Annotated in this window: 23 protein-coding genes; 13 read left to right on the top strand and 10 right to left on the bottom strand. The window is 57.7% G+C overall.

The window, feature by feature from the left end:
• Positions 1-39: 39 nt before the first annotated feature.
• The gene (locus QP982_RS09945) at positions 40-1,341 is read left to right on the top strand and encodes an HRDC domain-containing protein (protein ID WP_284870497.1); all 1,302 of its coding nucleotides are present in this window, start codon (positions 40-42) and stop codon (positions 1,339-1,341) included.
• Here QP982_RS09945 and QP982_RS09940 read toward each other — a convergent pair whose 3' ends face one another.
• From QP982_RS09940 to dut, 3 genes are all read right to left on the bottom strand, one after another.
• Positions 1,342-2,607 carry a class I SAM-dependent RNA methyltransferase gene (locus tag QP982_RS09940; RefSeq protein ID WP_284870495.1) on the bottom strand — a complete coding sequence of 422 codons (1,266 nt, stop codon included), beginning with the start codon at positions 2,605-2,607 and terminating at the stop codon, positions 1,342-1,344.
• A gap of 134 nt (positions 2,608-2,741) precedes the next feature.
• Positions 2,742-3,521 (bottom strand): DUF3710 domain-containing protein, encoded by a 780-nt coding sequence (locus QP982_RS09935; RefSeq protein WP_049189730.1) that lies wholly within the window; start codon positions 3,519-3,521, stop codon positions 2,742-2,744.
• Positions 3,522-3,639: 118 nt separating this feature from the next.
• Complete coding sequence (gene dut / locus QP982_RS09930) at positions 3,640-4,092, bottom strand: dUTP diphosphatase (protein ID WP_048733249.1); 453 nt, start codon at positions 4,090-4,092, stop codon at positions 3,640-3,642.
• Positions 4,093-4,258: 166 nt separating this feature from the next.
• Between dut and QP982_RS09925 the strand changes: the two genes are divergently transcribed.
• The gene (locus tag QP982_RS09925) at positions 4,259-4,735 is read left to right on the top strand and encodes a DUF3093 domain-containing protein (protein WP_049173043.1); all 477 of its coding nucleotides are present in this window, start codon (positions 4,259-4,261) and stop codon (positions 4,733-4,735) included.
• 109 nt (positions 4,736-4,844) lie between these two features.
• Here QP982_RS09925 and QP982_RS09920 read toward each other — a convergent pair whose 3' ends face one another.
• Positions 4,845-5,141, bottom strand: a complete 297-nt coding sequence (locus QP982_RS09920) for a DUF4193 family protein (protein WP_016422655.1) — start codon at positions 5,139-5,141, stop codon at positions 4,845-4,847.
• Between the two features lie 203 nt (positions 5,142-5,344).
• Between QP982_RS09920 and QP982_RS09915 the strand changes: the two genes are divergently transcribed.
• Positions 5,345-5,953 (top strand): LytR C-terminal domain-containing protein, encoded by a 609-nt coding sequence (locus QP982_RS09915; protein ID WP_187404191.1) that lies wholly within the window; start codon positions 5,345-5,347, stop codon positions 5,951-5,953.
• Positions 5,954-5,962: 9 nt separating this feature from the next.
• Here QP982_RS09915 and QP982_RS09910 read toward each other — a convergent pair whose 3' ends face one another.
• Positions 5,963-6,940 (bottom strand): inositol monophosphatase family protein, encoded by a 978-nt coding sequence (locus QP982_RS09910; protein WP_187404192.1) that lies wholly within the window; start codon positions 6,938-6,940, stop codon positions 5,963-5,965.
• A gap of 34 nt (positions 6,941-6,974) precedes the next feature.
• On the opposite strand from QP982_RS09910, the gene ppgK reads away from it, so the two are divergent.
• Positions 6,975-7,730 (top strand): polyphosphate--glucose phosphotransferase, encoded by a 756-nt coding sequence (gene ppgK, locus QP982_RS09905; protein ID WP_042388657.1) that lies wholly within the window; start codon positions 6,975-6,977, stop codon positions 7,728-7,730.
• Positions 7,731-8,125: 395 nt separating this feature from the next.
• Positions 8,126-9,688, top strand: coding sequence for an RNA polymerase sigma factor (locus QP982_RS09900; protein WP_016422651.1), 1,563 nt, complete (start codon positions 8,126-8,128; stop codon positions 9,686-9,688).
• Positions 9,689-10,006: 318 nt separating this feature from the next.
• On the opposite strand, the gene QP982_RS09895 is transcribed toward QP982_RS09900, so the two are convergent.
• From QP982_RS09895 to QP982_RS09880, 4 genes are all read right to left on the bottom strand, one after another.
• A complete protein-coding gene (locus QP982_RS09895; RefSeq protein WP_070549534.1) occupies positions 10,007-11,614 on the bottom strand; it encodes an SLC13 family permease in 1,608 nt (535 codons plus the stop codon).
• 282 nt (positions 11,615-11,896) lie between these two features.
• Positions 11,897-12,337 carry a hypothetical protein gene (locus QP982_RS09890; RefSeq protein WP_016422649.1) on the bottom strand — a complete coding sequence of 147 codons (441 nt, stop codon included), beginning with the start codon at positions 12,335-12,337 and terminating at the stop codon, positions 11,897-11,899.
• A 39-nt stretch (positions 12,338-12,376) separates the two neighbouring features.
• Positions 12,377-14,122, bottom strand: a complete 1,746-nt coding sequence (locus tag QP982_RS09885; protein ID WP_048733265.1) for a DEAD/DEAH box helicase — start codon at positions 14,120-14,122, stop codon at positions 12,377-12,379.
• The gene (locus tag QP982_RS09880) at positions 14,119-14,367 is read right to left on the bottom strand and encodes a DUF3039 domain-containing protein (protein ID WP_005509477.1); all 249 of its coding nucleotides are present in this window, start codon (positions 14,365-14,367) and stop codon (positions 14,119-14,121) included. The genes QP982_RS09885 and QP982_RS09880 overlap by 4 nt, the downstream gene beginning before the upstream one ends.
• Before the next feature lie 174 nt (positions 14,368-14,541).
• Between QP982_RS09880 and QP982_RS09875 the strand changes: the two genes are divergently transcribed.
• From QP982_RS09875 to galE, 6 genes are all read left to right on the top strand, one after another.
• Positions 14,542-15,081: a DUF3099 domain-containing protein gene (locus tag QP982_RS09875; RefSeq protein WP_016422647.1), complete on the top strand. Its 540-nt coding sequence runs from the start codon at positions 14,542-14,544 to the stop codon at positions 15,079-15,081.
• A 38-nt stretch (positions 15,082-15,119) separates the two neighbouring features.
• Positions 15,120-16,685: a DUF7782 domain-containing protein gene (locus QP982_RS09870; protein ID WP_284870493.1), complete on the top strand. Its 1,566-nt coding sequence runs from the start codon at positions 15,120-15,122 to the stop codon at positions 16,683-16,685.
• Positions 16,686-17,120 (top strand): D-aminoacyl-tRNA deacylase, encoded by a 435-nt coding sequence (gene dtd / locus QP982_RS09865; protein WP_016422645.1) that lies wholly within the window; start codon positions 16,686-16,688, stop codon positions 17,118-17,120.
• A gap of 136 nt (positions 17,121-17,256) precedes the next feature.
• On the top strand, positions 17,257-18,246 hold the full coding sequence (locus QP982_RS09860) for a sigma-70 family RNA polymerase sigma factor (protein ID WP_016422644.1): 990 nt from the start codon (positions 17,257-17,259) through the stop codon (positions 18,244-18,246).
• Positions 18,247-18,549: 303 nt separating this feature from the next.
• Positions 18,550-19,230 carry an iron-dependent transcriptional repressor DtxR gene (locus QP982_RS09855; RefSeq protein ID WP_016422643.1) on the top strand — a complete coding sequence of 227 codons (681 nt, stop codon included), beginning with the start codon at positions 18,550-18,552 and terminating at the stop codon, positions 19,228-19,230.
• Positions 19,227-20,210: a UDP-glucose 4-epimerase GalE gene (galE, locus tag QP982_RS09850; protein ID WP_016422642.1), complete on the top strand. Its 984-nt coding sequence runs from the start codon at positions 19,227-19,229 to the stop codon at positions 20,208-20,210. Before QP982_RS09855 ends, galE begins: the two co-directional genes overlap by 4 nt.
• Positions 20,211-20,236: 26 nt before the next feature.
• Here galE and QP982_RS09845 read toward each other — a convergent pair whose 3' ends face one another.
• Positions 20,237-21,349: a DUF4192 domain-containing protein gene (locus tag QP982_RS09845; RefSeq protein WP_070856706.1), complete on the bottom strand. Its 1,113-nt coding sequence runs from the start codon at positions 21,347-21,349 to the stop codon at positions 20,237-20,239.
• 230 nt (positions 21,350-21,579) lie between these two features.
• On the opposite strand from QP982_RS09845, the gene QP982_RS09840 reads away from it, so the two are divergent.
• Both QP982_RS09840 and QP982_RS09835 read left to right on the top strand, forming a co-directional pair.
• The gene (locus QP982_RS09840) at positions 21,580-22,782 is read left to right on the top strand and encodes a PAC2 family protein (protein WP_016422640.1); all 1,203 of its coding nucleotides are present in this window, start codon (positions 21,580-21,582) and stop codon (positions 22,780-22,782) included.
• Between the two features lie 42 nt (positions 22,783-22,824).
• Complete coding sequence (locus QP982_RS09835) at positions 22,825-25,344, top strand: DEAD/DEAH box helicase (RefSeq protein WP_284870499.1); 2,520 nt, start codon at positions 22,825-22,827, stop codon at positions 25,342-25,344.
• The last annotated feature ends 99 nt before the right edge of the window (positions 25,345-25,443 follow it).

Genomic DNA, 25,443 nt, shown 5'->3' with positions numbered 1-25,443 from the left:
ACCGGCGACTGCTGATACCGACGACCGAAGAGGCGTGCGATGAGCTCCGACGTGGAAACTAGTCCCGACGTAGAAGTAAGACTTGCCCCAGCCGAGGGAACTCCACGCGTGCTTTCTGCCATCGACGACATTATTGACGCCGGTGAGCAGCTGGCCAAAGGACACGGTTGGCTCGCAGTCGATACTGAACGAGCTTCGGCATATCGCTACGACGACCGCGCCTTCTTGCTTCAATTTCGCCGCCGTGGAGCGGGCACCTTTCTCATCGATCCCGAAGATGGTCGCAAGGCGATGGCCGTTTTCGGTTCCTCAGTCAACGACCTGACCTGGATTATTCACGCCGCTCATTCTGACCTTCCCTGCCTCGCAGCTCTGGGTCTCTACCCCACCAAAGTCATTGACACTGAGCTGGCCGGCCGCCTTCTCGGCCTGGAGCGAGTCAACTTAGCAGCTCTGACAGAGCGACTCCTCGGAGTTGGACTTGCCAAGGGGCACGGTCGAGAGGATTGGTCTACTCGTCCACTGCCAGCAGATTGGCTGGACTACGCAGCCTTGGATGTCGAGCTGCTCATCGAACTCGCCGAGGTTCTTTGTCAGGCGCTGACTGAGCTCGACCGTTTGGAATGGCTGGAACAGGAATGCGAACGCGAACTCGCTCTAAACCGTAAATACCTCGATGGTCTGCACGTCGTACACTCGTGGCAGGGGCTCAAAGGGATTGGGAAGCTGCGCACTCCCGAACAACTTAACGTCGCCCGTGCACTGTGGACTGAGCGTGACGAAATCGCGCAGCGCCGTGATGTCTCCCCAACACACGTCATGGGTCACAGCGTTCTACGTACAATCGCAGAACAACTCCCCGGTACGCAGCGTGAACTAACTGCAATCCGTGGATTTCCACGTCGCCGTCGCGGTGCCGCGGACGCTTGGTTGAAGGTCGTTAATGAAGCCCGTCAGGAACCCAGGTCATCATGGCCGAAGCCTCAAAAGCCGCCTCGCAACGAGATGCCACACTTTCGGCGTTGGGCTGAACATGCCCCACAAGCCGCCGAAATTTTCGAAACCACGCGAGACTGCATCGACAACGTCTGTGCCCAAATCCACCTGCGCAAAGACACACTCATCACTTCCGCGCAGACACGTGAACTGGTGTGGTGGATTCACAGCCGCGCAGTCGGCTCATTCGTTTTCCGCCACCACGACAACTACGCTGGCGGCCTGCCAGCCGTTACAGAAATCTCCGCCCACCTCAGCGAACAGGGTTTCCGCCCATGGCAGGCACATTTGCTTGCCGACGTAATCGGCGCCAACGTCCTTGCGCCCATGCGGCACCCACTCTAGCTACAGCTGCTCTAGCACCGCGATGGTTTCAAAGTGATGTGTTAGGCCAAATGCGTCTACGACCTCGAGGTGTTTGAACGCGTAGCCGTGGTCAGCCCAGTACCGGGCATCGCGGGCAAAAGTCGCCGGATCGCAACCGAAATGTACAACCGTGCGTGGCTTGGCCTCAGCAATAGCGGCAATGGCATCCTTACCGGCACCGGAGCGCGGAGGGTCGAGAACGACGACATCCGGATTTGGTGTTTCCTCATTAGCAACTTCGCGGCGCACAACCTTGGTGACATCCCCAGTAACGAACCGGACTGGTGCCGCAGGCGACGCATTCGCACTGTGGTCAGCTGCAGTGAAGGCCTTGCGCCCCGCCGTCGCTGCCGCTGCAAAACCCTCGACAGAGAGAATTGAGCCCTCAACGTCTACTAGCTTGCGAAGTGCCGCCGACAGAACGCCTGCGCCACCGTAAAGATCCCAACCACAGGAGAAAGACTGACCGGCCAACAGGTCAATGATGCGCGAGCCATAGAACTCAGGAGCATGGCGATGAGCTTGCCAAAAACCGGTAGTCGGCACATCGAAAGTGATGCCGTGAACAGTGTGCTGAGTGGTTGGCTCGCCTTCAATCACCGTTTGCTTGCGGTTCCTGCCGCTGCCGGAAACGTACACAGCACTTCGGTTACCCTCCGTGTCCATGGCCACATGGAGTTCTCCTGGCTTCGGCTTCTTGCTCCCGCGACCGCGAGCAGGCTTAGCGGCGGGGATGGTTCCGGCCGTCGAAAAGCCAGCGATGAGATTGGGTACTGTCTGGGCACACTCGGAGCCGATGACAAGATCGTGGGAACGAGAACGCCGTAATCCCGCTCGCCCCTGGGAATCCACACCTAGCCGCACGCGCGTTCGCCAGTGGGAAGTGGGCGCAAGTGGAACGACATCGATAGCTGGCAGCTCGTCGGCGGTGAAACGTCCCAGACGGCGGAGACAATCAGTCAAGACATCAGCCTTGAGACGCGCCGCGTGCTCAGGATCAATAAAACCCCAGTCGCAACAACCCGCGCCCTGCTGAGCTGCTTGGCAACGCTGCGAAACTCGATGTTCTGAGGCATCCAGAACCTCAACGACATTGCCGCGCCACAGCTTGGCATCAGGTTTGGCAATCTCGACAACAACGCGTTCGCCGGGGATGCCGCCGGTGACGAAACCGATACGTCCGTCATAGCTGGCAATGAATTCTCCGCCGGCAGCGGGACGGTCAATAGTCACTTCGATGTTCACGCAGTGTGATACTACCCGCTGACAAGAGAAAAGCCGCTGTCGGGTGACGGCGGCGGGCAGTGCACAGTCGCGCCTGCAGATCCTTTTCTAACTGGTCAAGTAGCTAGCTTCTCTCTGCTGGCGGGTTGACCAAACTAATTGGTGGAGCCATCCGGGTTGATACCAGTAGCGCCTGGCACCTGCCCGGGTTCACCTTCAGCTTGGGCAGCCTGGGCCTGCTGCTGGTATGCCTGACGAATCTGCTCGGCCATCTGGGACGGCAGCGTAACCGGAAGCGGCTGACCTGCTGGCATCGGGTTTTCACCGCGCGAGACGAAGCTACGGGCAAGGAGACCGCGGGCGAGATTTGCGAGTTCCTCCGCCCGATCAGCCGGACCGGAAGCCGTCATGCGAAGCATCCAACGCGGGCCGTCGGCGCCGATGATTCGCATTTCCATATCGGAGGTGCGACCTACGACCTCAGAACCCCACGGCCCCTGCTCGACGTGGACATCGAGGCCATCGGACTCAAGACCGTCCTTGATTTCCTGAGCGGACTCCTCCCAGAGGCCGCCCGACGTCGGAGCAGCGAATGCTACAGGAGTTACGCGGCCATGCTCAGTGGCGACGTGCAGCATGGTTGGACCTGTCGGCCCCATCTCCACCTGAATATCACCAACGTGAGGAATAGGCAGCAGCATCGAACCGAGGTTCAGGCTGGCCTTCGCGAAGTCCGAAAAATCAAACTGCGTCGGGCTAGCGCTGTTGATGTCGAAGGGGCCGTTTGCTGGTGCGTTCTCCGCGGCGGTTTCCGACGCGTCGTCATGCACGGTTGCGGTAGCCTCCTCAGAAGCTGGCGCCGCAGAGTCGGTGGTAACGGCCTCTGCCTCAGCAGCTGGTTCTTCTGGCTGGTTCTTCTTTCCAAATGGCCACATGGTGGTTTATTGACACCTCGCTAAAAAGAAATCTTTGTATACGCTTTTGTAAACGCTTTATTGAGCTCTTCACGCATTGAACCACACTTGGTAGGGTCCCCGCGCTGTCAGAGGCGTTTTAAAGCGTCGTGGACACTCCGGTTGACCCGTGACCGCCCGCGCCGCGTTCAGTTTCATCGAGCTCATCGACTTCCACCAGCGGGCTGAGCTCGACCTTCTGCACAACCAATTGGGCAATTCGATCGCCCTTGGCGATCTCCACCGCATTGGTCGGGTCCAAGTTGATCAGGCAGACTTTAAGCTCACCACGGTAACCGGCATCAATCGTGCCGGGAGCGTTGACGATGGACAGCCCCTTTTTGAAAGCCAATCCGGAGCGAGGATGAACCAATCCCACTGTGCCCGCCGGCAAAGCAATGGCAATACCGGTTCCCACGAGCGCCCGCTGCCCTGGTGCTAGGACGACATCCTCCACTGAGCTCAAATCCACACCGGCATCATCGGCATGCGCACGCTGGGGAATCACAGCGTCTTTAGCGAGCTTTTTCACTTGCACCGGGGCATAAGTCATCTCTTTGTATATCCTTCGCTGTCGCGTCTTTTAAGAACCGCACTTCGGCCTTGTCAGTACCGAGCATAGCCGTGCCCTAGAATGGATAACCGTGAGTGGAAAAGATAACCTGCAGCCTCGTCGCGACGACAGCTCAGCATCCGTCTCTGAAGGTGCGGCAATAGCAATGAGCTCGAGCGGAGATTCATCGATTGTCTATTCCGAAAAGCTCTGGGTTCCCTGGTGGTTCTGGGTACTCGGCGCTGCTGCCGTTTTTGTATGCACGGCCCAGATTGGCTTTAACCGTTCACCGATTTGGCTTGTCATCGGCGGCATTATTTGTCTGGCCGTGGGCGTGTGGGTGCTGTTGACTATGTCGAAGACCACGGTGTCCGTGGAAGTGGACAGCACTGGTGAACGCTGGCTTCACGCTGGCACGGCAGTTTTGCCAGCATCGGTTGTTGCCAAATCCCTGGTGGTCCCGAAGTCCGCGCAGCGCAATGCGTTGGGCCGTCAGCTCGATCCAGCAGCGTTCCTGGTTACACACACGTGGATTCCCACGATGGTGCTGCTAGTCCTCGACGATCCGGACGACCCCACCCCCTATTGGCTGGTCTCCACCCGCCACCCCGAGGCACTGCTTGACAGTCTCTTCGACCGCTAGGTCAAATCTCTCACCGCCGCTACACGCTTGCCGACGGCCCCAGCGCCGCCAGAACCGTGGTAGTGGCGGTTTTCCTTTTTCCTAGGAAGCTATCCCGGCTGTGCGGGGATTAGGCACAGTCCTGACAGATGGGGAATCCATCGCCGTTATCGATTGCGATCATTGAGCGGTGCATCACCATGAAGCAGGAGCCACAGGTGAATTCATCCTCCCCCTTCGGGGCAACATCCATATCGAATTCTTCACCCGCGATGTCGGCAACCGGCAACTCGAATGGCTCAACAATTTCGCCGTCGTCAGTGTCGTCGATTTCCTTCTCAGCAGATGCAGCCTGAAGGCCCTCGAGGGAATCGGTCTCCAGCTCTTCGGTTTCACGAGTACGCGGGGCATCGTAGTTTACAGCCATGTCCCAAACCTTCTTTCTGGACCTTTGCTAGACATTGTGAACTGACTTTTTCTCGGAGAATACAACGCGTTGAGACGATTGACACCCTGTACTCTCCAGTGCCTTTCTCAGCGGATATTAAGGCAATTCACGCAATCTGTCATCTCTGCAGGTCAGAATAGGTTTCTATGCCCATAAGCCGAGGAGAGGATAACATGATGGCTATGAGTTCAGGCCCCGCGAGCACTTCGAGCACATCACATCGACGAAAAATTGTTCCCTACGTGGTGGTTTCCGTCGTTGCTGTAGTGATTGCCGCTACGTTGTGGGTATTGGCATTCCGCAGCCAACCGGCAAGTTATCCGGTATCCTGTTCCCTCCCCGCGGCTGGCACCCCTGTTTCCTCCACCACACTAATCGGAGAGCACGTCGTTCCACCGTCGGATGTTCATGTGCGCGTTTATAATGCCAACGGCAAAGTCGGCCAGGCTACAACCGTCGCCGAGCAATTGCGGCAGCTCGATTTTGTTCTCGATGAGCAGGTTCCCTACGGCAACGACCCAATTGTGGAAAACCAAGACCTCGGTTGCTTCGGCCAGCTGCGCTATGGCGAGGACTTCAATGGCCACGCCGCAGCGCTGCACGCTCTTTTCCCCTGCTTTGAGCTCATCCACGATGGTCGGCCGGATGCAACCGTCGATGTGTCCTTGGGTAAGGGGTTTAAGGATCTCGAAGTAGCCAGCCAGGTTGAGGAAACGATGTCCGCATTAGACCGTGGCGAACAAGCCGACCTAGAGGGGTTGAGCTCGTTAGGCTCGAGCACCTGCTCCTAGACCGACACATTAATTCCTAGCCTGCGCGACAGCACCATCCAATGCCTCGAAGAACGCATCGGCAACTTCAGGGTTCGCCGCACCGACACCAAAGTCGAGCGGGTCTCCCTCCGGCCGGCCGGCAGCGTTAGCACACTGAGTGAATTCCGGGACCCTAATCCTTGCGCCTGCTTCAGCCGCAATCAGAGCACCAGCCGCATAGTCCCAAGTTTTGATGTCGTGTTCGTAATACGCATCAACACGCCCGTGCGCCACCATGCACAAATCCAGCGCCGCCGATCCCATGCGCCGAATATCTCGACACTCCCCCAGCAACTGCGACGCTATCCGGCCCTGCACCTGCCGGAGACTAGCGGAATAGCTGAATCCCGTTGCCACAAGTGTCTTTTCCAGCTCGGCCGTTGGGGAACAACTAAGCGTCTGCACAGTGCCGTCCCGCCGAGAAACCTGAGCGCCCTCTCCCTTAGCTGCACTGTAAATCTCTCCCGAGGACACATTTGCCACTGCACCCGCCACTACCTCATCGCCTACGGCGCAAGCGATACTCACGGCACAATTGGGCAGGCCGTAAAGGAAATTCACCGTGCCATCAATGGGGTCTACAATCCAGGTCACCGCTTCGCCCTCGTTGGCAGCCTGCGCTGGGGAACTCGCGCCGTCGTCAAGCCCGCCTTCTTCGCCCAAAATGCGGTCAGAGCTGCTAAACGTCTTGATAAGCGAACGAATGAGCTCCTCAGATTCACGGTCGACGACGGTGACGGGGTCAACAGCTGAGGACTTCGTTTCGGAACTTGCTAAAACGCCATCGGAGCCGAGTTCGACCCGACGACTGGCGATGTGCGCCGCGGCTGCGCGGGCGATAAGTACCGCGCGGTCACGCAATTCCCCGACGCTGGGCCGCACGGACCCGGGGCTATTCGGTGCAGCAGACCCCCTATTATCCGCGCTGTTAGCGAGTTGTTCGGTGCCATGCGAGTTATTGCTCATGCCCCCATTGTGTCTGTTTCGTACAATTTGAGCTATGGGACAACGAATTGGATTTGGCATCGACGTGGGAGGCTCTGGAATCAAGGGTGGCCGCGTAGACCTTGAAACTGGGCAGCTTATTGGCGACCGCATTAAAATTTTCACGCCACAGCCGGCAACTCCGGAAGCGGTTGCGGAGACCATTGCAGAAATTGTGGACATTGCGAAGTGGGATTCCGATGTCGGCATCACGATTCCGTCCGTCGTACAGAATCAGATTGCCTTGCTGGCCGCCAATATTGACGGTTCTTGGGTTAATACGAACTGCCAAGAGCTCTTCGCTAAATACCTGCCCAACAACAAGGCGCACGTGCTTAACGACGCTGACGCTGCCGGCCTCGCTGAAGTCCAGTTTGGCGATCCGGGCAATAAGACAGGCGCCGTGTTGTTGCTAACTTTTGGTACAGGCATCGGCTCCGCGCTTATTCATGACGGACTGCTCTACCCCAATTCGGAGTTAGGCCACCTCATCATTGATGGCATGGAGGCCGAACACTTTGCATCCGCGAGAGTTAAGGATGTGGAGGGGCTCGGCTTCGAAGAGTGGGCTGAGCGCGTGAGCAAGGTGCTTAAGACCTACGAGGCGCTGTTTTGGCCGTCACGGATCATCGTCGGCGGCGGAATCAGTCGCGAACACGAAAAGTGGATTCCGCTGTTGACATGTAAGACTCCAGTTGTCCCCGCAAGTCTGGATAATAATGCGGGTATTGCTGGCGCCGCCTTTGCAGCTGACCAGGGACTTTACCCTTAACCACTTTCATTTCTTATATGGGGATTGGTAGCTACGTGTCGGGCGTGACACGTGCTTGAAGCCATGCCCCGTGGCGGCGATTTTAAGAATTGGTTTACAATAAGAAGTTGACTCACGGCAAGGTTGAATAATCAACAGGCTCGAGGAGGATTGGGAAAATCGAATTCCAGCGCACTGCTTCGATGAGGATTTTCACCGATTACTTCTTCGCTAGGAGCCAGAAAGCAACACTGATGACCGTGGCACGAAAAGGTCAGCTCTGAATGTTTTCCATTCGGCTAGTTGGCTATAGACGAAGTAAAGGCGCACCACTGGCGCGTTGAGCTTCTCTTCGACCGAGAGAAGCTGGCGGCGGCTTTGGCGGCGCACACAACGTACATCGTGAAAGGGCGTTCGTGGCAGGCAACGAACTGGGGCAAGCTCAGGACCAATCCACCGGGAGTGGCACCGGTTCAGCTACTCCTGCAAAGAAGGCTGTAAAGAAGGCCATCAAGAAGGCAGTGAAGAAGACCGTGGCAAAGAAGACTGCCGCGAAGAAAACTGCTGCCAAAAAGACGGCTGCTACCAAAACTGCGGCGAAGAAGACGACCGCTAAGAAGGCAGCGGCCAAGAAGACCGTGAAGAAGGCGGCCAAGAAGTCCGTCGCTAAGAAGACCACGCGTAAGGCCGCCGCCAAGAAGGCAACTAAGCGGACAACGGCTGCGAAGGCCACCGCGGCCAAGGCTGCTGCAGCGAAGGCGAAGGACGCGCAGGCTCTCGACGCAACTGAGAACGAAGAGCTCGAGGACGAGGAACTCGACCACGACTTGGAGCAGGAGCAGGACTACGACCCGGATCTGGATGATGATCTCGAAGACGATGATCTTCACGACGATCTGGATGATGACGACCTCGAAGACGACGACCTCGACGATGATGAAGAAGAGGACGACGAGGACGAAGACGAAGACGAGGATGAAGAGGACGAGGGCGACGAGGTCTGGAACGAGGACGAGTCCGCTCGTCTGCGTCAGGCCCGCAAAGATGCTGCCCTCACCGCCTCCGCCGACTCTGTCCGCGCCTACCTCAAGCAGATTGGTAAGGTCGCGCTGCTGACTGCCGAGGAAGAAGTCAGTCTGGCAAAGCGCATCGAGGCCGGTCTGTATGCGCAGTACAAGATTGACGAGGCCAAGGAAGCCGGCGAGCGCATCGCTTACGCCCAAAAGCGCGACTTGCGCGAGATTTCTCGTGACGGTCAGCGCGCCAAGAATCACCTGCTCGAGGCCAACCTCCGTCTTGTGGTGTCCCTGGCAAAGCGCTACACCGGCCGTGGCATGGCTTTCCTCGACTTGATTCAGGAAGGCAACCTCGGCCTGATTCGTGCGGTCGAGAAGTTCGACTACACCAAGGGCTACAAGTTCTCCACCTACGCAACGTGGTGGATTCGCCAGGCCATTACTCGTGCAATGGCCGACCAGGCTCGAACCATTCGTATTCCGGTTCACATGGTCGAGGTCATTAATAAGCTCGGTCGTATCCAGCGCGAGTTGCTCCAGGATTTGGGCCGCGAGCCCACTCCGGAAGAGCTCGCTAAGGAGATGGACATCACCGAGGAAAAGGTTCTCGAGATTCAGCAGTACGCTCGTGAACCCATTTCGCTGGACCAGACCATCGGTGACGAGGGCGACTCCCAGCTCGGTGACTTCATTGAGGACTCAGAGGCAGTCATCGCTGTGGACGCCGTCAGCTTCACGCTCCTCCAGGACCAGCTTGGCGACGTTCTGGAGACTCTCTCCGAACGTGAAGCCGGTGTCGTCCGCCTGCGCTTCGGCCTTACCGACGGCATGCCGCGTACGCTTGACGAGATTGGCCAGGTCTACGGTGTGACACGCGAGCGCATCCGTCAGATCGAGTCCAAGACGATGTCCAAGCTGCGTCACCCATCGCGTTCGCAGGTTCTGCGCGACTACTTGGAGTAAAGCTTTAACCTGAAGTTGTTCAGGGGCTAACAGCTAGCCCCAGAGAATCGGGCTTGAATGAGGTTTCACACCTTATTCGGGCCCGGTTTTTCTTTTGGTGTCAGCGCTAGTGAGTTACTGACTGCGTTTATGTCAAAAATGACCTGAAAAATGGCCTGAAAGTGTCATAAACTCACGCAGTTTCACATTTGCAGCCAAAAGCCCCGAACCACCAAAGTGGAACGGGGCGAACGGGCATCTAAGCAACGCTAGGCGGAGAAGCCCGGTGGCGGTTCAGCGCACTGCCCCACCATCCACTACGGGCTACTACCTACCCAGCTAGTACACGACGCCGAATACCCACTGCAGGAGCGTCAGCGATGCCACAGAAATCACGATCAGTGCGACGACGTTCAGCCAGACACCGGCCTTGACCATGTTGTCCATGCTGACGTAGCCGGAGCCGTAGGCGATGGCGTTCGGCGGTGTTGCAACCGGCATCATGAATGCCGAAGTAGCTGCCAGTGCAACTGGAACTGCGAAGATCATCTGGTCGTGGCCCAGACCGATTGCCATCGCACCAACCAGCGGCAGGAAGGTCGCGGCCGTCGCGGTGTTAGAGGTGAACTCGGTCAGGAACAGCACAACGGCGCCGACGACAACCACGAGTGCAGCCACTGGCATCCAGCCGAGAGTAGACAGCTGCTCGCCAATCCAGTCCGACAGCCCAGAGGCACCGAACTGTGAGGACAGCGCCAGGCCACCACCGAACAGCAGCAGCACACCCCACGGCAGCTCCAACGCATTTTCCCAGCGCATGAGCTTCACGCCATTAGGGCCACCCGGAATAAGGAACAACGCAATACCCACGGTCATTGCGATAACCGCATCGGCAATCTTGGTGTCGGGCAGCAGCACCGGAACAAAGACCCACGCCAGTGCCGCCGCGATAAACACTAGGAGCACTCGGCGCTCTCCAGTCGACATACGGCCAAGGCGCTTCAACTCGTCACGCATGAGTTCGCGCCCACCTGGAATATGCGTAATCTCCGGCTTGAACAGCACGTTCGTCAACAGGAACCAGGCACAGAGCATGAGCACAACCGCCACCGGGACACCCAGCAGCATCCACTGGCCGAACCCAATGTTGACACCCTGCTCCGCCATGTAGGCCGCCAGCATCGCGTTCGGCGGAGTACCAATAATCGTGCCCAGCGAGCCAATCGATGCCGCGTAAGCGATACCCAGCATCAGCGCGATACCGAAGTTTGACTTTGGCATCGGGTCATAGCTTGACGACGACTCCTCGGCCTCCTCCAGCGCATCCCCACCGGGGGTTTCAGCGACGGATTCACTCGCAGAGCCCGTATCCTCTGCAGGAACCTTTTCATCGTGCAGCATTCGGACAATGAGGCTCAGGACGGACACACCGATTGGCAGCATCATCACGGCCGTGGCCGTGTTGGAGACCCACATCGACAGGAAGCCAGTAGCCACCATGAAGCCGAGAATCAGCATTTTTGGTGACGACCCCATGAGCACCAGAACCCACAATGCGACGCGCTTGTGGAGGTTCCAACGCTGCATCGCCAGCGCCAACAGGAAGCCGCCCATAAAGAGGAAGATGGTCGGGTCTGTGTACTTGCCCGAGAAATCCTTAATCTCCGCGAGGTTGAGAATCGGGAATAGAGCCAGCGGCAGCAGAGCCGTAACGGCAATCGGGATAGCCTCGGACATCCACCACACGGCCATAAGCACTGCTACACCTGCGGTTGCACGCAGGTTGTGATCGAGCTCAGCCGGCATAAAGAAGTACACGAGCAGGGCCAGGATGATACCGAGTCCTAGACCGGTGCGCTTACGGAAAAGCTCTCGGCTGAGGTATCCACGGTCTTGTTGGCCAGGTGACAGTTCCGGGGAGTTGTCGCGCGTAGATGTCGCTGCCACGATTCACGCTCCTATTTAATAATCAGCAGACATCCTGTATTGCACGCATGTTCAAACGTTTACCGCATGTAGGGGATGCCAAATGTGGGTACTTTCTGACACCAATATCATTACCAACACTCGGCCAAATATGAGATTTCACTAAGAAACCCCCGGCCGAAACTGCAGGCAGTTGGGCTTCGGGGGTGGATTACGGGGTTAGCTCATTTCCTGATTGCGTATCTGGCGTTGACCGAAAACTCCGGGCACAAAGTAAGACCGCCATTGATGTCGCTTCCGAACTCACTCCGATTGCTTCTTTGGCTGATCAGTACCCATCTGCTTAGAGATGCACTCGGCATACTCTCCAGAGGTGCGCTCGAACTTCTCGCACTTCGACATCGCATCTGATGTCGACGAATACAGCATCAGCGACACCACGGCGGCTGCAATACCCGTCACAATGCCGACCACGCCCAATCCGAACGAACCGCTGATGACCGCGTCTCCCCCAGCTGCCTGCACGCGCTTCTTAGCACTCATTGCCTTCGCCATCGCGATAATGCCCAGAACAATGCCAAAGACCCCGAGGATGCCACCAACAATCATCCAGGACATCAAGAGTCCGCCGACGCCAAAGATCAGTGCCAGCACGCCAATAGTCCGACCGTCATTGCCTGGTACAGCCGACAAACCACCGCCGGTCAATTCCGACGGCCTCGACTTATCACTGCTTGCCGACATTCTTCTCTCCACCATAGATTGCTCAGTTCGTTTGAAACCCTACCAATTACGCAGGTAGCTGATGCGATCACGCAACTGTTCCTCCGTACATAGCGCAGTCGGCGGGCCACCACAGGCGCGCCGAACCTCGTTATGCACTTGACCATGTGGCTTACCTGTCCGCGCCGCCGTCATCGACACCAGCGTATTGAGCTCCTTCCGCAACTTCGGCAACACCTCACTGGCCACCTTCTGCGGCCTTGGGTACGCTGATCCCTCAATCCGGTGCACCGCGCCCCCTTCGCCCCCGCTTGACGACGATTCCCTCGCCTCCTCGCGGGCTTCCTTCTCTCGGGCACTGGCGGCTTTAAGCTGTTCATCCTGCCGCTGACGCAGCAAGAGTCGCATCTGATCGGCGTCGAGAAGCCCTGGCAAACCCAGATAATCGGCCTCTTCGGCGGAACCGGCAACGGTTGCGGTGCCGTAGGAGGAGCCGTCGTAGATGAGGTAGTCAAGTTCAGCATCCGCGCCAATGGATTCGTAGGCCGGCAGCAATTCGTCGGGCTCATCCTTGCGGCGATTGGCCTCAGCGACCAAGTCATCTTCCCAGCCTTCCGAAGGCCGATCCGGCTTGCCGAGCACGTGGTTGCGCTGCACCTCCATCTGCGAGGCCAAGTCGAGCAGCACCGGGATCGACGGCAAGAAGACCGAAGCAGTCTCCCCTGGCATGCGGCTTCGCACGAATCGTCCGATAGCCTGCGCGAAGAATAGTGGAGTCGAGGAACTGGTCGCGTACACGCCGACCGCCAGCCTCGGCACGTCCACGCCTTCGGAGACCATGCGCACGGCCACCATCCACTCATCGGTGGACTCGGAGAAAGTCTTGATTCGTTCCGACGAGCCCGGTTCATCCGAGAGCACCAACGCCACCGGCGTAGAGGCAATCTGCTCGAGAATGCGTTTGTACGCACGAGCAGTTGCCGCATCGGAGGCGATGACCAGACCACCCGCGTCCGGGATATGCTGCCTCATCTGCGAGAGACGGGTGTGCGCTGCCCGCAGCACAGATGGCATCCACTCGCCCTTTGGGTCAAGCGCGGTGCGCCAAGCACGCGTGGTCTCCTCTGGGCTCATCACGGTGCCCAGTCGCGCAGCGAACTCATCACCCGCGCTATCACGCCAGCGAGCTTCACCGGAATAAGCCAAAAAGACCACTGGGCGCACGACGCCGTCGGCAAGCGCATTGGAATAGCCGTACGTGTAATCGGCGACGGAACGCGAGTAACCATCGCCGTCCGGCGAGTAGCGAACAAACGGAATCGCCGCGTCATCGGAGCGGAACGGCGTACCAGTTAGGCACAGGCGGCGTTCGACATCGCCGTAAGCTTCGGAAATACCGTCGCCCCAGCTCTTGGCATCGCCGCCATGGTGCACCTCGTCCAGAATCACCAATGTCGGCCGAGCGGTGGCTACGGCATGGTGCTTAAACGGATGCACTGCGACTTGGGCGTAGGTCACAACAATTCCCTGGTAGGAGGGGTTTACCACACCCTTGGCGTTGGTGAATTTGGGATCCAACGCAATCCCCGAACGAGCAGCGGAAGCAGCCCACTGCACTTTCAGGTGCTCAGTGGGAACCACGACGATGATGCGCTCGACGATCCGGCGCGACAGCAACTCACTGGCGATACGCAAGGCGAAGGTCGTCTTACCTGCGCCCGGTGTCGCCACTGCAAGGAAGTCCTTGGGGTTAGTCGCCAGGTATTTGTCGAGGGCCTCCTGCTGCCATTTACGAAGCCCGCTCACTTGCGACGCAGGGACTTGTAAATCCGCTCGCAGTCAGGGCATACCGGTGAACCCGGCTTCGCTGACTTCTTCACAGGGAAGGTTTCACCGCACAGAGCAACGACGTAGGAGCCGTTGACCGCGGAGTTCACGATCTGGTCCTTCTTGACGTAATGGAAGAACTTCGGGGTATCGTCCCTCGTCGACTCATCGACGCGGGTATCGGTGCGTTCAATCGTCTTTGTCGTCTTCAATGGAGTGCTCACAGATTCCAATTGTGCCCCATCGGTCAAATTATGCCCAGTGCCCCAGGTGCTGGCCGCTGCTGACTGCTGCCTTCCACAGCCATCCACAACATCGCTACGACTACGCGAGCATGCGGCTGCAACGGACATAGCTAGTTGAGACGACCCCACGCCACAGGCGTATGCTAGACAACCATGGCGCGAATCAATGACCGTCGCGACTCCGCGCTGCCGAAACGCGGAAGTTCCCGGCGACGCAAGAAAGACGCGGCGTTGATTACCGACGCCCGCGGCTCTCGGATTCGCAACTATGACCACCGCCGCCACGTCTACGCGGCTCTGCAATGGTCTCGCATTCCGCTGCTGCTTCTTTCCGGCGCTTTTTATCTGTGGTGGGATGTGCCGTGGATTGCAGCGATTCTCATGGTCGTCTCCGTACCCATGCCGTGGATCGCGGTTGTCATCGCCAATGGCGTTGGAGAACCCGCTGACAAGCGTAAGCCGCGCGTCTACAAGCCTGGAGTTGTACGCGAGCAAAACCGCAAATGGGAGGAGCAGCAACGCCAGCGCGCCCTCAAGGAAGCAGAGATGCGCGCGCTCGGTTCTGCCGCCAGTACCGAAGACACCGACGCACCGACGCAGTCCGGTAACGAGACCACCTCAAATCCCTTCGATGACGCAAATGTCATCGATATGCCGGAAGACGACGATTCGTCGTCAAGCTCCCCTAACTAGCCCCTCCGCCCCGCTTTACGACGAAGGTAGTGCCTACGATGACCTTTTCCCCCTCCACCTTCACCCCACCGACTGATCAGCAGCTTCGTGATTTTGTCGACTGTGCGGAGGAATTTGCCACCGCGCTCAGGCTCCTTGAGTTTTCCAGTGAGTCACTGCGTCGAGTCCTAGGCGCCGAGGGACTGGCCGCGCTGGACCGCGGTGAGCCCGGCGTTGTCGATGTTCTACTTACCGAAACTGAGGGCGTTTCTGCGGACACTGTGACCGCGTTGCGTCTTTTCATCCTGGGCGATTTCGCCGACGCACAGCAGCTATTTGGGGCTGAGCTGACAGCCAAGTTACTGGGCAGCGGCATACTTGCCGGCACCGCCACCAACGCACAGGTGTGTATCGATGTGCGCCCGGTCGAGATTGCGGGAGTCGACCGTATTGTCTTTTCCGACCGCGATGCCTCTATGAGCGATCACGTTCCTGGACCCGATCATGTCTTGGGCGTAGGGCGGGCTTCCCGCTCCCTCCTCGATATTTCGCCGACCTCGGCGGTGGAATCCGTACTCGACCTCGGTGCCGGTTGTGGCGTCCAGAGTCTTGCCCAGCCGGATGCAAAGTCGATTGTCGCGACGGACATTCACCCCCGGGCGCTGTTTTTTGCCCGCGCTACTTTCGCCGCAAATGGCTTCGACCAGGCGCAGGCCGTCGAAGGTTCGTGGTTTGAACCGGTTGCAGGCAAGAAGTTTGACCGCATTGTGGCGAACCCGCCGTTCGTCGTAGGGCTGCCAAGTGTGGAACATGTTTACCGTGACTCAGGATTGAATCTGGACGGTGCCACCGAACTTATGATCCGCGGTCTGGCCGACCATCTCACCGACGGCGGCACGGCGCATCTGCTCGGTGCTTGGGCCCATATCGAAGGCGAAAGTTGGCAACAGCGCATCGCCTCTTGGCTCCCTGCTGAAGGCCTCGAAGTGTGGGTAACACAACGAGATGTCGCCACGCCGGCGGAATACATCGGCACCTGGCTTCGAGACGAGTCCATCGACCCCCGCAGCCCAGAAGGCTGCGAGCGCTCCCGTGCCTGGCTGGAGCACTTCCGCAACAGCGGCGTGACAGGCATCGGGTTCGGCTACATCACAGTCCAACGCATTGCCGGCCCGACTTCCGCCGTGTGCGAAGAAATGCCGCAGCCTTTGGCCGCTCCCTTCGGCGCCGAAGCCCAGGAGTATCTCGGCCGCGCCGAATGGCTTCGCGCACAAACTGCTAACACCATCCTCGAAGCTGCCTTTACTGTGCGACCCGGCGTCGCCTTAGAACGCGTTTCGCTTGCCGACGTCGACAGCGGCCAGGGCTTCACTGAGTTCGATACGCGCATCTCACGCACCGACGGCCCCGCCTGGACACACTCAATCGATGAGTCCGTCGCAACCATCCTGGGTGCACTGCATCCCGAAGCTGCCCTGGGCTCCGTCATCGACATCATGGCAATGTTTGGAGCCTTTGATGAGTCCGAAGTCCCTGCAATCAAGGACGCCCTAGTTCCCATCGTCGTTGACTTGGTTCGCCATGGTCTGATTCTCCCCGCCGAGCTCTTGGAGGATAAACAGTAAATGAAAGCCGTTCTCACCCGAGTTAAATCCGCGTCAGTCACTGTCGACGGCTCCGTTGTTGGCCACGTTGACGGAGGCGATACCGGCGCCATTTTGGCGCTCGTAGGTGTTGGCCGCGAGGACACTGCCGATGCTTGGGAAACGATGGCCCGCAAGATTGCGGAGCTGCGCATTCTGGATGGCGAGCTCAGCGCTGTCGACGCTGGCGCCCCGGTGCTCGTTGTTAGCCAATTCACGTTGATGGGGGCGACAAAGAAGGGACGGCGGCCGTCGTGGGTAGACGCGGCTCCGGGCCCAGAGGCCGGACCCGTCATAGAAAAAATTGTCGAGAACTTGCGCAATCGTGGCTTGACGGTCGAAACGGGACAATTTGGAGCGATGATGGAGGTCGCATCCGTCAATGATGGACCCTTTACAGTTCTCATAGAATGCTAGTCGCGGCAGTTTTTCTTAACATTATATTTGCATGGAAAAATTACCCTATTGACATTCATCAACTTTCACGGGAACATTTCCGTAACTCCGTGCGTTGTAGTTATCGAGTCCACTTAAAAATCCAGGAGGCAGATTCATGAAGAGTGCCGATATTCAAAATGACGAACTGGAAGGTCAGCCACGGGACAAGGGGCGCCGCACTGGCAATAACTCCAATCCGTCCGCCGATTTGGTTCGTGTGTATTTGAACGGCATCGGAAAGACTGCTCTTCTCAGCGCTGAAGAAGAGGTGGAACTTTCTAAGCGCATTGAAGCCGGTGTATACGCCGAGCATTTGCTGCAGACCGGCGCGAAAATGACCCGCGCAAAGAAGCGTGATGTCAAGATTTTGGCAAAGGAAGGTAAGGCTGCACGCGCCCACCTACTCGAAGCCAATCTCCGTCTTGTGGTCTCGCTGGCGAAGCGCTACACCAACCGCGGTATGCCTCTGCTGGATCTAATCCAGGAGGGCAACTTGGGCCTCATCCGCGCCATGGAAAAGTTCGACTACACCAAGGGTTTCAAGTTCTCCACTTACGCAACGTGGTGGATTCGCCAAGCTATTACCCGCGGTATGGCTGATCAGTCGCGCACCATTCGCCTCCCCGTCCATTTGGTTGAGCAGGTCAACAAGATTTCTCGTATCAAGCGTGAGCTCTACCAGCAACTCGGCCGTGAGGCTACGAATGAGGAATTGGCAGAGGAATCCGGCATTCCAGAAGCCAAGATTGAGATGCTGCTGCGTCAGTCCCGCGACCCGGTGAGCTTGGACATGCCGGTGGGCACTGATGAGGAAGCTCCTCTGGGAGACTTCATCGAGGACTCAGAGGCAACTGATGCCGAGGAGGCAGTTGTCGCTTCCCTGCGTCACCACGATGTCCGCAAGGTTCTGTCCACTCTCGAGATTCGAGAGCAGGAAGTTATTAAGCTCCGCTACGGTCTCGACGATGGCCTGCCCCGCACGCTGGATCAGATTGGCCGCCACTTTGGCCTGTCTCGAGAGCGCGTCCGCCAGATTGAGCGGGAAGTTATGTCCAAGCTCCGCGAGGGTGACCGTGCTGACAAGCTGCGTGAGTACGCAAACTAACGCCACATGGCGGTGACATCGATAGGGTTCCTAATTTCAGCCCTGAGATAGAGCTGGACTTCAATGCCGACCCCGTGCCGGAGTTTCATCCACACTGGCGGTCGGCGTTTTCGTCTGCACGTCGAACTTTCGACATCGCGTACGCTCCCTTCCGTCTCAGCAGCGCCCACCGAACCAAGCTTTTCGCTGCCTAATCAGCACCAAAGCCACTAGATTTGCGAGCCCTAACATCTTTCTTGCGCAAGTGTGGTTATCCTAATACTTGAGTGAAAACTTTTAAGACTGTGTTATCGGAGGAAAACCGTGAGGGATTTGGTTGACACCACGGAAATGTACTTACGTACGATTTTCGAACTCGAAGAAGAGGGCATCATTCCTTTGCGTGCTCGCATTGCCGAACGCCTTGAGCAGTCGGGGCCGACCGTTAGCCAAACCGTTGCGCGCATGGAGCGCGATGGCCTTCTCGTAGTTGCCCCAGATCGCAGCTTGCAGCTTTCCGACGAGGGCCGCAGGCTGGCCACGGCTGTCATGCGTAAGCACCGCCTAGCTGAGCGCCTACTTACGGATGTCATTGGCCTCGAATGGGACAAGGTTCACGACGAAGCCTGCCGCTGGGAGCACGTAATGAGTGACGAGGTCGAGCGCAAACTTCTCGACGTGCTTGACTCTTACACACGCTCCCCATTCGGCAATCCGATTCCCGGTTTGGGAGACCTCGGTGGGACTCAGTCACCAGAGTCGTTAGAGAACGTTCGCCGACTGTCCGATCTAAACCCCGGCGAGTACACCGTTGAGATCGTCCAGATTAACGAAATCCTGCAGGTCGAGCAGAGCTACATGAAGCGTCTCCACAAGGCTGGAATTATGCCGGGTACTGAGGCACTTGCCGAGGTTGCCGCCGGCCGCGTGACTCTCGCCCGTGGTGATCATTCTCTTGACATTCCGGATACTCTGTCTCACGCAATCATGGTGATTATCAAATGAAACTCCTCGTCACTGGTGGTGCCGGCTACGTCGGTAGCGTGTGCTCGGCAGTATTGATTTCTCTTGGCCACGACGTCACCATTCTGGACAACTTCTCTGTTGGCAACCGTGATGCGGTGCCAGAGGGCGCGACCCTAGTCGAAGGCGATGTGGCGGACAAGGCCTACGAGGTTCTGTCCTCCGACAGCTTCGACGGCGTCGTTCATTTCGCTGCGAAATCGCTTGTTGGCGAGTCTGTTGAGGTTCCTTCCGACTACTGGCACAACAATGTGGGCCAAACCCTGAAGCTACTCGACGCAATGCGTGATACCGGTACGAATAACCTGGTGTTCTCTTCGACAGCTGCAACCTACGGTGAGCCAGAGAAGACACCAATTACCGAAGACATGCCAACCGCACCGACCAACCCTTACGGTGCCACCAAGCTGGCCATGGACTACGCCATCTCGTCTTACGCCAAGGCATACAACATCGGCGCTACCAGCTTGCGTTACTTCAATGTGGCGGGTGCCTGGGGCGGTTTTGGCGAAAACCGTGAGGTGGAAACTCACCTCATCCCCCTGGTACTGCAGGTTGCGCTCGGTCACCGCGACAAGATTATGGTCTTTGGCAATGACTGGCCGACTCCGGACGGCACCGCGGTTCGTGACTACATCCACATCAAAGACCTCGCCGATGCGCACGTCTTGGCACTGGAGTCCAACACGCCGGGAACCCACCGTATCTTCAACCTCGGTTCTGGCGACGGCTTTTCGGTTCGCCAGGTTATTGAGACCTGCCGTAAGGTCACCGGTCACCCGATTCCTGCTGAGGATGCACCGCGTAGAGCCGGTGATCCGGCAACCCTTATTGCCTCTTCTCAGCGCGCCATGGACGAGCTCGGATGGAAGCCCAATCATACGGAGCTGGAAACCATCGTCGCCGATGCATGGGAGTACACCAAGAACCTCGGCGACCGAGCCCACTCGGCGCACCGCTAGGTACTGCAGCACAGCTTGCAGGGTCGCTAATCAATACGCGGCATTTTCACCTTGTATACCCTGCGCAGCACCTCTTGTGCCGCACCAAGAATTGTGCCAACGCACCTCGGCACAATTTGATTGGCGACCGCAATTTCCAGCAACTGAGTCAGTGAATGATTCGGTTGCTCCCCCGCTGCCTCATCGAGAGCTGTTTGCGCATAGTTCTCCAGCCCAGCCGCGAACTTTGCGATGGCAAAACACGCTAAAGCGTTAGCACGCAGGCTGCCGCGGTGGACGATTGCGGCCTCGCGCCAGATTTCTCCCATTGATTGCGCCAACTGCGTAGTAATGAAAATCATGGACATATCGCGCAAGGTGACGTTGGTCAGTGCTGCAGCAATGGCATATCCCGCGGTTTCATCGCGAACCGCCTCATGTGCATCCATCACACCATCGGCCACGTTTTCCACGGCGGCTTTTAGCATGTCGAAATGCTCGATGAGCGCGGGATTGTCCGAACCAATTTTGAGCTTCCTAGGCTGCTCAACGGCTGTCGCTCGTTCCCGGAGGCGTTCAATCAGAGCCCTGTCTTTACTGTCGCGGAATTGGCCACCTCGAAAATAGCTGCGGTACTCCTCATAGTTTTTGAAAATCTGCTCTCCCTGCCGAGAGATTAGATTTGCATTGTCGGTCATCAGACTGTCACCGACAATGCCGACGATCTCTCCCTGCTCGTCCGTGACAACTTCCCCCGCAGCAATAGTGGCAACGCCCGCCAAACGCACCTCATGCAGGCCGCCTTCTCGCAGCCAGCCTGTAATAGGTGTGGAGTCCTTTTCAATCCCCCAGGATTCGTCGATGATAAACACATCTGCGTGAGTGCATCCTTCATCGAGCAGGAAGTCCGCGGCTGCCCGCACCAAGTCAGGATTGCTCTCCATCGAGGCCACATCCTTAATCAGCATCGGGCCAGCATGCGCTGTCGGATCAAACTCGACCTTGCCTTCGATGAGACCTTCGACCTGCTGACGATACAACGCCGCAATCACTACCTGCCCCCGCGGATAGAATCCAACGATTCCCGGCAGGTTCGTCAGAAAAACACTCGGCTCAATTTCAGGCTTTTGTCCTGCACCGAAGTTCTTTTTGTTTCCCATTAATTCCTTACCCCTTTTCCCCCCATTGGAATAGCTCGACAGCGGACAATCCTCTCGCCATCTGGTGGCTCTCATTGTTATCGAATCCGCAACAGCCTTGCTTGTGCGCGACCGGAAAAATCGGCCCATCTGTGGACTACTTTCAACTTGTGGATAACTGGAATAATTTCTGCGGTATCGTGGTTGTTTACTTCAAATGACGAAAAATGTGATGCAGGAGGTAGTCGTACGTGAGTGATCCGACCGACAAGCCTCAGGGCAATATGTACGAGGTAGTTTTTCCGGTTCCTGACGTAACGGGAAGCGAGGGCCATCTGACCCTGGTCATTGCACTTAGCGGTTATGCGGATGCCGGTAATGCCGTCTCGGAATCAGCTAGTTTCCTCTTGGATGCTCTCGAGCACCGTCCATTGGTGAACTTTTCTATCGACGAGCTGATTGATTATCGTTCTCGCCGTCCCTCTGTGACGATGAACCACGACCAGATTGTGGATGTATCCGATTTGAACCTGTCACTCAATGTGGTTCGCGACAACGTCGGTAAGCCGTTCTTGCTGCTTTCTGGCCCTGAGCCAGACATGCGGTGGGAGGCTTTCTCGACTGCCGTTGCAGAGTTGGCGGAGCGCTACGATGTCGGTCGGACTGTGTCGCTGTACTCGGCTCCGATGACGGTTCCGCACACCCGACCACTGGGCATCATCGCCCATGGCACAGATAAGCGGAAACTCGGTGATATGCATACCTGGGGAAACCGCGTCACAGTTCCGGGTGCTGCGAGCCTGAACATTGAGTACGAGCTCGCAAGCCGCGGTTGTGATGCCTTTGGTTTCACCGCACAGGTGCCACACTATGTCGCGGCCTCTGAGTATCCGCTGGCGTCACTGCGGCTGTTGCAGGAGGTAGCAAAACTAGCCAAGCTCGAGCTCCCGCTTGAGGCGTTGGAGAAGGAATCCGCGCGGGTGGCGGAGCTGCTCAATACGCAGACGAATGATTCCGGCGAGGTCTCTCAGCTGGTCAATCTTCTCGAGGAACAGTACGACCAGGAAGTTCAACGTCGTCAAGAGCTGGAGACTTCTCCCCTGCTTGGACCTAACGGCGAGATGCCTTCGGCCGACGAGATTGGCGCTGAGTTCGAAAGGTTCCTCGCTTCTCAACCGCTGCGCCCAGTAGAGGATTCTTCCTCGCTTGACGACGAGGCGGAGACCCCGGCCAGCTCGGATTCCTCGGCAACTACATCAGAGGACACTGACGCACACTCGGAAGAATCCGAGTCGGCCTCGGCGGATGATAGGTCTGCGGAGTTTTCTGCAGACGGCACTGCCGAACAGCCTGAGTCAGAACAGCCTCGGGAAGAGCAGGCGGAAAGCGAAGAATCCGGTGAACCGGAACAACCTCGCCGTCGGCGCGGCTGGAAGCCCTGGTTCCGCTTCTAATCCGGGGTTACCGCTAGGGTGGGAAGCGTGTCACTATCTGAAATGCTTCCCGACCTAGCTGAGGTTCCAGAGTCCCTTTTCGACGATGCGATTATGGACTCGTTCATTGCCTGGACCAGGGATCAGGGCATCACGCTCTACCCGGCCCAGGAGGAGGCCGCTATTGGTCTCGCTGGTGGCGACCACGTCATCCTTGCCACTCCGACAGGTTCGGGCAAGTCCATGGTGGCTATTGCTGCCCACTTCTGCGCCCTCGCTCGTGGCCAGCGCAGCTTTTACACAGCGCCTATTAAGGCCTTGGTCAGCGAGAAGTTCTTTGCCCTCTGCGAGGTCTTTGGCGCTGAGAACGTCGGTATGATGACCGGCGATGCCACCGTCAACGGTGGTGCACCCATCATCTGCGCAACTGCGGAAATTGTCGCCAATATCGCCCTGCGCGACGGGGCCGACGCCGATATTGACCAGGTGGTAATGGATGAATTCCACTTCTATGCGGATCCCGATCGCGGGTGGGCATGGCAAGTGCCCTTGCTCGAGCTTTCCCGTTGCCAATTCCTGTTGATGTCCGCCACTCTCGGCGATACTCAAAAGTTTGAGACGGATTTGAAGGAACGCACGGGACTCGACGTCAACCTCGTTACAGGTACGACGCGCCCGGTACCGCTGGATTTCCACTATGTCTACACACCAGTTCATGACACGCTGGCGGAGTTGCTGGAATCCGGCAAAGCCCCAATCTACATCGTCTTTTTCTCCCAGCGCCAAGCAGCTGAACAGGCTCAGGCACTGACCGGTCTGAAGCTGCTGACGAAGGAGGAGAAGGAGCGGATTCGCGAAGAGATTGGCGATTTCCGGTTTACCACGGCCTTTGGTCGAGTTCTTTCCAAGTTGGTGCGCCAGGGCATTGGCGTCCACCATGCGGGAATGCTGCCGAAGTACCGTCGTTTGGTTGAGCGTCTCTCTCAGACTGGTCTGCTGAAGGTCATCTGTGGCACGGATACCCTCGGCGTCGGCATTAACGTGCCTATTCGCACGGTGCTGATTACCGGTTTGGCCAAGTTCGATGGCCGTCGTAGCCGTATTCTCAAGTCACGCGAGTTCCACCAGATCGCTGGACGCGCCGGCCGTGCTGGCTACGACACCGAGGGCACCGTAGTTGTCGAAGCACCTGAACACGAAATCGAAAACGCCAAGCTGCGGCGCCGTGCCGGCCAGGATGAGGCCAAACTGAAGAAATTGCGGCTGAAGTCCGTTCCCAAGGGCGAAGTGACATGGTCGGAGAAGACCTTCGACAAAATCGTTTCTCAGCCACCGGAGCCGCTGACCAGCCGCTTTGCAGTTACCAACGGTATGTTGCTCAACGTCATTGCACGTGGAGGCGATACCTACGAACACATGCGTCATCTGCTGCGCACCAATCACGACACCCGCCACCAGCAAAATGAGGCTATTCTGACCGCAATTGAGCTCTACCGCGGTTTGGTCAACGCGGGAATCGTCGTCACGCATGGCGAGGGCGATGACTGCCGCCCCGAGCTGACAATGGAGCTGCAGCGTGACTTCGCGCTCAATCAGCCGCTGTCGCCTTTCGCCATCGCCGCGCTCGAACTGTTGGATAAGGACAGCCCGAACTACGCACTCGATGTCATCAGTGTGTTTGAGTCAATTCTGGAAGACCCTCGCCCACTGCTCATCGCGCAGCAGAAAAAGGCACGCGGTGAAGAAATCGCCGCGCTCAAGGCCGAGGGTGTTGATTACACCGAACGTATGAACATCGTCGAAGACATCACATGGCCGATGCCGCTTGCCGACGAGCTGGAGGGCGCATTCGACACCTATGCTCAAGGTCACCCGTGGGTGCGTGAGTTTTCGCTGTCGCCCAAGTCTGTGGTGCGCGAGATGGTGGAAAAGGCCATGACTTTCTCGGACGTGGTATCTGAGTATGGAATTGCCCGCTCTGAAGGTATTTTCCTGCGCTACCTCACCGATGCCTGGCGCACTTTGCGACACACTCTCCCTCCGGAAGCCGCTAACGAGGAACTCCGGGACATTGTGGAATGGCTCGGCGAGCTCGTTGTGCAGGTGGATAACTCCCTGGTGGATGAATGGGCGCAGATGGCCGATCCGGACAAGCCATTGGACGAGGAAACTCTCAAGGAAGCGGCTTTTGGCACCGACGAGTCGCGGCCCCTTACAGGCAACGAACGTGCATTTACCCGTATGGTGCGCAATCTCATGTTTCGCCACGTGCAGCTCTTTGCCTTTGAAAAGGAGGAGGAGCTGGCCGACCTGGACAACTACCTCGACGATGCGCCAGATTGGCCTGCCGCGATGGATGACTACTTCGATGAATACGATGACCTAGGGATCGATGCAAAGGCTCGCGGCGGCGATATGATTTCGATTGACCGCAAGGCTGGTGAGGGCCTATGGCATGTGATCCAGATACTCGATGACCCTGAGGGCGACCACGGCTGGCGCTTTGAAGCGGGCGTTGACTTGGCTGCATCTGATGAATACGGCGAGGTCAGGTTGGCATCGCTGCGAATTATTCAGGGATAAACGCGAAAAACCGGGCTGGAACTGCGGGTTAAGTGACAAAAAGTGTGTCCGCTCGGTGTGTCGCCGGGTGGGCCCTTTTTATCTCATGGGCCCTTTCCG

The organism is Corynebacterium sp. MSK019 (assembly GCF_030232425.1).
Lineage (GTDB): Bacteria > Actinomycetota > Actinomycetes > Mycobacteriales > Mycobacteriaceae > Corynebacterium > Corynebacterium jeikeium_D.
Note: the sequence above shows the minus strand (reverse complement) of the source record. Positions and strands in the feature narration are given on the sequence as shown.